Origin of the sequence: Mesorhizobium sp. M0778, assembly GCF_040320105.1 — a bacterium.
Lineage (GTDB): Bacteria > Pseudomonadota > Alphaproteobacteria > Rhizobiales > Rhizobiaceae > Mesorhizobium.
Window position 1 is genome coordinate 96718 of record NZ_JAMYPA010000022.1, and the last position, 6978, is coordinate 103695.

Annotated in this window: 5 protein-coding genes and 1 pseudogene; 1 reads left to right on the plus strand and 5 read right to left on the minus strand. The window is 61.0% G+C overall.

From position 1 onward, the window contains the following. Positions 1-13: 13 nt before the first annotated feature. The 5 genes and pseudogenes from NKI22_RS25400 to NKI22_RS25420 form a co-directional block, all read right to left on the minus strand. A complete protein-coding gene (locus NKI22_RS25400; RefSeq protein WP_352959113.1) occupies positions 14-262 on the minus strand; it encodes an ATP-binding cassette domain-containing protein in 249 nt (82 codons plus the stop codon). Next, positions 262-1071: a FecCD family ABC transporter permease gene (locus tag NKI22_RS25405; RefSeq protein WP_352959115.1), complete on the minus strand. Its 810-nt coding sequence runs from the start codon at positions 1069-1071 to the stop codon at positions 262-264. The genes NKI22_RS25400 and NKI22_RS25405 overlap by 1 nt, the downstream gene beginning before the upstream one ends. Positions 1072-2132: 1061 nt before the next feature. Continuing rightward, positions 2133-2285, minus strand: coding sequence for a hypothetical protein (locus tag NKI22_RS25410; RefSeq protein WP_352959117.1), 153 nt, complete (start codon positions 2283-2285; stop codon positions 2133-2135). Between the two features lie 49 nt (positions 2286-2334). Further along, complete coding sequence (locus NKI22_RS25415; RefSeq protein ID WP_352959119.1) at positions 2335-5529, minus strand: VPS10 domain-containing protein; 3195 nt, start codon at positions 5527-5529, stop codon at positions 2335-2337. Positions 5530-5794: 265 nt separating this feature from the next. After that, positions 5795-6255: pseudogene (locus NKI22_RS25420) on the minus strand (transposase); the annotation flags it as partial. A 171-nt stretch (positions 6256-6426) separates the two neighbouring features. On the opposite strand from NKI22_RS25420, the gene NKI22_RS25425 reads away from it, so the two are divergent. Beyond that, complete coding sequence (locus tag NKI22_RS25425) at positions 6427-6684, plus strand: hypothetical protein (protein ID WP_352959135.1); 258 nt, start codon at positions 6427-6429, stop codon at positions 6682-6684. Positions 6685-6978: the final 294 nt, after the last annotated feature.

Below are 6978 nucleotides of genomic sequence, written 5' to 3' on the forward strand. Positions count from 1 at the left end.
GCTGAAGCCTAGTCTAGTAACTCCAGTCTCCTCGGTCAGGTCCGAATGGACAAGCTCCCAGCGGGCGGCCGTCGATCTCGATACCGGCGCCGCCGCCCTGGAGCCCGACGAGACAGCGCAGCAGCGTCGTCTTGCCCGACCCGTTCGGCCCGAGAAGGCACAGCACCGCGCCCGCTTCGGCCAGGATCGAAATCCCGCGCAGGGTCGGTGCAACGTTGCCGGCGTGAGTGGCGGAGACGTCGCGGACGACCAGCGGGGCCATCAGAACCAGTGCCTCCGGGCACGGCCAAGCACGATGGCGAAGAATGGCGCACCGACGAGCGAGGTAACGACGCTGACCGGCAGCTCCTGTGTCGCAACGCTGCGCGCCAGTGTGTCCATGGCAAGCAGGAACAGGCCGCCCGTCAGGGCGCTGATCGGCAAGAGACGGTCGAAATTGGAACCGACCAGAAAGCGGGCTATGTGCGGGATGACCAGCCCGACCCAGCCGACGATGCCGCTTACGCTGACAGCGAGCGCGGTCAGCACGGTGGCTCCGGCGATGGCCACGCCGCTCACCAGCGGCGCGTTGACCCCGAGCGCCCGTGCCGCGTCATTGTCAGCGCCCAGCACATTTATGTGCCAGCGGAAGGCGTAAAGCTGGGCGAGCATAAGTGCGATAGGAACGCCGATGATGACGAGATCGTCACTGTCGATGCGGTTTAGGCCGCCCATCAGGCAGAACGTGATCGACGGCAGTACGTCAAGCGGGTCGGCCATGTATTGCACCACCGCAACCAGCGCGTTGAAAACGGCGGCTACCACCAGGCCCGCCAGTACCAACGTGATCATCGAGCCACTGCCGAGATGGCGGACGATCATCGCAGTGGCCGATTTGCTGAGGATGCCGGATGCCACAGACGTGCCCATGACGCCCGACCAAGACAGGCGCAACAGCAGGGCCAGCGAGGCGCCGAAGGCCGCGCCTTGCGAAGCGCCGAGGATCGCGGGCGAAACCAGCGGATTGCGGAAGATGCACTGAGGTCGTCCCGGCCGCGGCCAGACTGGCGCCGACCAGCAGCGCGCCAGCAATCCGCGGCAGCCTGATTCCCCAAACGACCGTCTCCGCAGTCGCGGTCCAGTCGGCCGCGCCGCCAATGACGGGGGGATCCGGAGCAGCATCAGCGGCGGCACGGGATAGCGCCCAGCTGGCCAAGGCCACCACCCCCATCGCGAGCAGTAGCACGAAAAGAACAAGGTAGAGCGGCCACAACGTCTGTCGCGGCGACCTGTTCGCGCTTCGACTTCCCTCGTGTGAAGTGGTCATCGTTGCAGCGCCGTTTCTGCGGGTGGAGAGACCAGAGTGCAACTAACCACAAAGCCAGGCGCGTCCCCGGCTCGGACCGTGGACGAAACCACCTCCCGGGCGTTGGTATCATCAAGACGTTGCGCAGCTTCGGCCGCGAACCTATGGACGAATTCGAAGGCCAAGGCGGTTAATTCCTCTGGAAGTAAATGAGCAACAGCAGTTTCTTCAGCAATGCACGACGAGATTGAACTCCGCTCCCTACCACCTCATTGCAGTGAGTCATAACGCGCTGAAAGGTCCTTCATAGCCAAACCTGAAAGCTCGGCCTGAATCCGTTTCCAAGACTGGATCCAGTCATTTTTTGCTTCCCAACGGCGTTCGCGTCTGCGCTGAATAATTTTTGAAATTTTTGAGCTATACGTACTATTAACCCGATAGCGGTAATGCGCTGCGTCTCTGGCCGGTTCAGTGACTAGAATTCCCTTTCGCGATCATCGCGAGATCACGTATTTGAAGCTTTCATGTATTCTAAATCAGCTTGGTCGCGAGAAGCGTTGCCTGCGCGAAGAGCCCAGGTGAACGCCCGGCAGGAGCCGAAGCTCGCTGCCGGGCCGAACGCCTTGGGAGGCGGCGGAAGCAGGTATACTCGCGCATCGATGCTAGACCGCCGTGTTCCACGGCGGTCGAGCCAACTCTAGGCGCCAGACGCTGTGTCATCACCATACGCGGATCAAGCGCGCCCCTCAGGCTCATTGAGCAGTAGCGGGCCCCGACCCTAGGCGGAAGACAGTCTCGATCTTTGCCGGCACGGCCGGCCACGAGCTCGACCCTGGAAGAACACAGCCTAGCGGCGCCGCACCGCGGCGGCGCGTCGGCGGAGCCACCAGCGGGCGCCCACAATCCCTCCGACGCCAAGCGCCAGTATAATGTAGAGCGTCTCGGTTGTGCCATCGCCCCCATCCGGGGATACGCCGAAAATCCGCTCGATAAAATCCATGTCTATTCTCCTTCCTGGAATAAATGCTCACTGAGCCGTATGTGTTTCCTCACTGCCCACCTAGGCCTTGCCGGTCCCGAGCAGATCGACGCTGGCCCTCTTGAAGCGCGACATTGAGTGTAATGAGCTCGTCGGTTACGACCTCATCCAGCTTTTTGATCTCGCCGTCGACCTTCGACATGATCTCATCGGAAACCTGCCGGGCTTGCAGCGTCGGCGCCGCGTCCGCGATGGCCACCACATTGACGAGGTCGATCAGCTTATCGCTCAACCCGGGCGGGTTGCGATCGTCGCGGTCGCGAGGCGTCTCCCGCTTGACGTCGATCAGCACTCCCTCGATCGCCTCGAGCTGCCCGACCAAGGATTCAGCACGCTCGCCCAGCGATTTGTCACCGTCGTCGAGCCGCTTTTGCACATTCGCCAGTTGACGCTTCAGGAGCCGAATGCGATTCACCGCCCGATTGAGCGCCGAGAGCTTGTCAAATAGCCTTTGTAAGAGATCGAACTGCTCGGCGAAGTCCTTTTCGGTGGTGGTTATGCGGGGATCCTTGACGATTGTGAGGCCGACTGTCTGGCTCTTTCCGCCGGCTTGCAGCTCAACCTTGTAGCTGCCAGGAGCCACCATCGGGCCGCTCAGGTCGCCGTCCTCCTGCGCGAGAGGCTTGTACTTCCGGAATACCAGCGACTGGTCGAGCTTGGCCGGTCCCGGATACCTAAGATCCCAGACGAAGCGGTGGACCCCAGCCTTCGTGCCTGGCTTCTTATGGAAGGGTGCGTCCTCGTCGTCGCTAGAGAAGGCGATGATGGTCTTGTCAGCGGCGTCCCGGAAGGTGAGCTTGACCGGGCCCTCGGCATCATCAGGCAACCAGTAATAGATGATCGCCCCGTCCGGCGGATTCTCGCCGCAGTCGAGATAGCGGCGATCGCCCCGCCCATCCTCCAACTCCACGATCTCTGTGGCGGCGCCGATGCCATAAGCCGGGCTGTAGCTCATGCCGACCTTGGAGAAACCCTGCCCAACGATCCAGTTAAGCTTGGTCCTGACTGTGGGGCGCGGGCTCACCAGCTTCACGTCTTTCTGATCAGCGGCCAGTTCGCGCAACGGCGTGACGTCGTCCAGGATCCAGAAGGACCGGCCATGGGTGCCGGCCACGAGGTCGCCTCCTTTGATCTTTAGATCGTAGACTGGGACCACGGGCAAGCCACCGACCATACGCGACCAGTGCGCGCCGTCATCTAGACTGAAGAAGACCCCGGTCTCTGTGCCAGCGAAGAGCAGGCCTGGCCGCACCGGGTCGGCGCGCACCACACGGGTGATCTCGCCCTGCGGCAAGTCGCCGGCGATTGACTCCCAGCTCTTGCCACCGTCCTTTGTGCGGAAAAGATAGGGCTGGTAATCGGCAAGCTTGTAGCGCGTGGCTGCTACATACACGGTGTCGGCTTCGTGCGGCGAGATTTCGACGCAGCCGACATAGGCGAGCTCGGGCATGGCTTTCGGCGTAACGTTGCTCCACTCGGCCCCGTTGTTCCGCGTCACATGGACGAGGCCGTCGTCGGTGGAAGCCCAGATCTCTCCCTTACGATGCCGGGATTCCACGACCGAAGCGCACGTTGCGTGCACTTCGGCGCCGGAATCGTCGTGAGTCAGGTCGCCTCCCGAATGGTCCTGTCGAGCCGGGTCGTTAAGGCTTAGATCAGGCGAGATCACGGTCCAGTTCGATCCCTCGTCGCGACTGCGGAAGACGTGGTTGCCCCCGATATAGAGTGTCTTTAGATCATGCGGCGAGAAGGTGATCGGAAAGGTCCAGCCGAAGCGGTAGCGCATATTCTTCGACGCCATACCGCTCGTCTTTTCCGGCCAAACACTGACAAAGCGAATTTGTCGGGTGCGGTGGTCGTAGCGTTGCAAAGCTCCCAAAGCTCCAATGTCGCCGCAATAGACGATGTCGGGATCCCTGGGATCCACGGCGATGAAGCCGCTCTCGCTGGTGCCTGGATAGGTACAGTCGCCCAGCGTAATAACGCCCCATTCCGAGGCGCTCGGAACCGAGATCGAGGTGTTGTCCTGCTGGGTGGCGTAGAGCCGATAGGGGTGCCGGTCGTCGACGTCGATGCGATAGAACTGCGCTGTCATCTGATTGTAGATCGACGACCAGGTCCTGCCGCCGTTGAAGGTGATACAGGCACCGCCGTCATTGCCTTCGATCATCCGCTTGGGATTGACCGGGTCGAACCAGAGATCGTGGTTGTCGACATGAGGCGTGATCACCTCGGTGAAGCTCGCCCCCCCATCGGTCGATTTCCACATCTGTATATTGGTCACGTAGACCGTATCGGCGTGTCCGGGGTCGGCGAAGACATGGGTGTAGTAGAAGGGGCGGTGCATCAGATCGCGGTTCTGCGACACCTGGATCCAGCGGTCGCCGTAATCGTCGGTGCGATAGAGGCCGATCTTATCCCCCTCCGCCTCGATGAGGGCGTAGACGCGCCCGCGTTGCGCTTCCGAAACGGAGACGCCGAGCTTTCCGAGCACTCCGCTCGGCAAGCCGTTCCGGCCGGACTGCTCCTCCCATGTATCGCCGCCGTCCAGAGAGCGGAAGATTCCGCTTCCTGGCCCTCCGCTACTGAGGTTCCAGAAGCTACGCCGCGTTTGCCAGGTCGTGGCGAAAAGGATGCGCGGATTGTTGGGATCCATCGAGATGTCGACGGCGCCAGCGTCGGGATTGCGGTAGAGGACCTTCTGCCAGGTCTTGCCGCCATCCTTGGAACGGAACACGCCCCGTTCCTCGTTGGGCCCGAACGCGTCGCCGAGCGCCGCAACATAGACGATGTCGGGGTCGTGGGGATGAATGCAGATCTTGCCGATGTGGCGGGTCTCTTTCAGCCCCATATGAGTCCAACTGCGACCGGCATCGGTCGATCTGTAGACGCCATCGCCGTAAGAGACGTCGACGCGAATCGTTGCCTCGCCCGTACCGGCATAGACAACGTTGGAGTCCGATCGAGCGACCGCAAGCGCGCCGACGCTGGCACTGCCGAAGTAACCGTCGGACACGCAGCGCCAATAAACACCGCCGTCGATCGTCTTCCATACCCCGCCCGCGCAGGCGCCGAAATAGAACACCATCGGCTCGTTGGGGTCCCCGGCGACGGCCACAACGCGGCCGCCTCTTGCGGGTCCGATGCAGCGCCACTTGAGGCCCTCGAGGCTGTTAGGGTCAGTAACACTGATTTGCGTCGACATCCCGTTACCTACTCATCGTGATGTTATTGTGCCCGAAGCCTAAAAAGCGCCACGAGAGCGCGCCAGACTCAAGATATGAAGGCTTTTGTCAATTCACCTTGGGCCAACCCATATCGATCGTCGGCCGCTTGCGTCAAATTCACCTTGCATATGGTCGTCATCTAAGAGTGAGATGGACGCCAAGCTACCATCTCGAACTTTTTTGGCGGTCGCGTTACGATTAGATCGTGGTTTCAATCGAGCCGGCCCTACCCTGCGGTCAGCGCAGATAGCGCATCGTCCAGCCCTTCTCTTAGGCGGGTAGACCCGACCATGCTTGAGCATTAACGCGCTTACATGCTGCCGGTGGGCACGAAGCGTCTCGATCGCAGCGGCCCGGGCGCGGACGAGATCCGCATGGCTTCGTGGCCTTCATCGGGAAGACACACCGCCGTCAGTTCACCAGGGCGCAGCAATCGAGCCAACGCAAGAGCATCCCTTGGGATCAGTGACGACGCCACCACGATGCATTCACGGCCGAGCGAATCGGATCGGCCCATAAGACCATGGCCGGTCAGGCCAGAACTTGGCGGCGATCCGCTGTACAACGCGGCTCATGCTCGTATCCGATGCGTCGACCTCTTCAAAGAAGCGAACCTCTCCCTCCCGGCCGGCGTTCGCAATCGCGATGACGTTCCTCAGCTTCGCGACATCGATTCCTACAAAATTTTCCCTGTAATCTGACATGGTCCGTCCTCCTGTGATGAGGATCGACTCGGCCGACCGAAGCCATCCTCGGACGCGCAGTGTAGGGCCAGCTACCTCATGACTGACCTGTGCTCTGATCCCTGAAAACTGGATCGTTCGAAAGTGGAGTTTTCCGCGGTAACATCCCTTGGCTGGGAGGAGCGGAAGACGATGAAGGCATCGAAGTTTTCGGACGCGCAGAAGGCGTTCATCCTGAAGCAGGGCGCGGACGGGATTCCGGTCGCGGAGGACGCAGTCGTCGGGTCACGACGTTCGCCATCCAGCGGACGAGCGATCCGCGATGTAGTTGTCGACGGTACATGTAGCTTCGCGGATATCTCCTCATTCAGGCTTGCTCGAGTTGCGAGGCTTGAGCCCGACTGGCGTGAATTGCAGGGATGGGCTGCACTCGCGATGAAGGCCGCGTAGCGCACGATCCAACGTACAGTCACGGCGTTTCTTGATAAGTGGACGCCGGCATTCAGCTTCATAGCGATGACATGATCGTCAAAGGTTTGGCCTGTTCGCAAAAGCATCGTTAGGAGGGCAGCAGGGGCCGTTCAGTCCTAGCGTCCCATGTGTGGATGTATATGGACCCTGCCCGATTGCAACAGGTCGCCTAGAGCACGTCCTGTGATCGATGAATCGATTGTGATGTGACGGCTGCGTTTTGTGCTGATTCAACATCCACCTCGATGGAGGTGGACGATGGCAAGAGCATTG

Bases quoted from the DNA above. Each gene is read 5' to 3' on its own strand.
- NKI22_RS25415 (WP_352959119.1), bottom strand. From the start codon at position 5,529: ATGTCGACGCAAATCAGTGTTACTGACCCTAACAGCCTCGAGGGCCTC.
- NKI22_RS25425 (WP_352959135.1), top strand. From the start codon at position 6,427: ATGAAGGCATCGAAGTTTTCGGACGCGCAGAAGGCGTTCATCCTGAAG.
- NKI22_RS25400 (WP_352959113.1), bottom strand. From the start codon at position 262: ATGGCCCCGCTGGTCGTCCGCGACGTCTCCGCCACTCACGCCGGCAAC.
- NKI22_RS25410 (WP_352959117.1), bottom strand. From the start codon at position 2,285: ATGGATTTTATCGAGCGGATTTTCGGCGTATCCCCGGATGGGGGCGAT.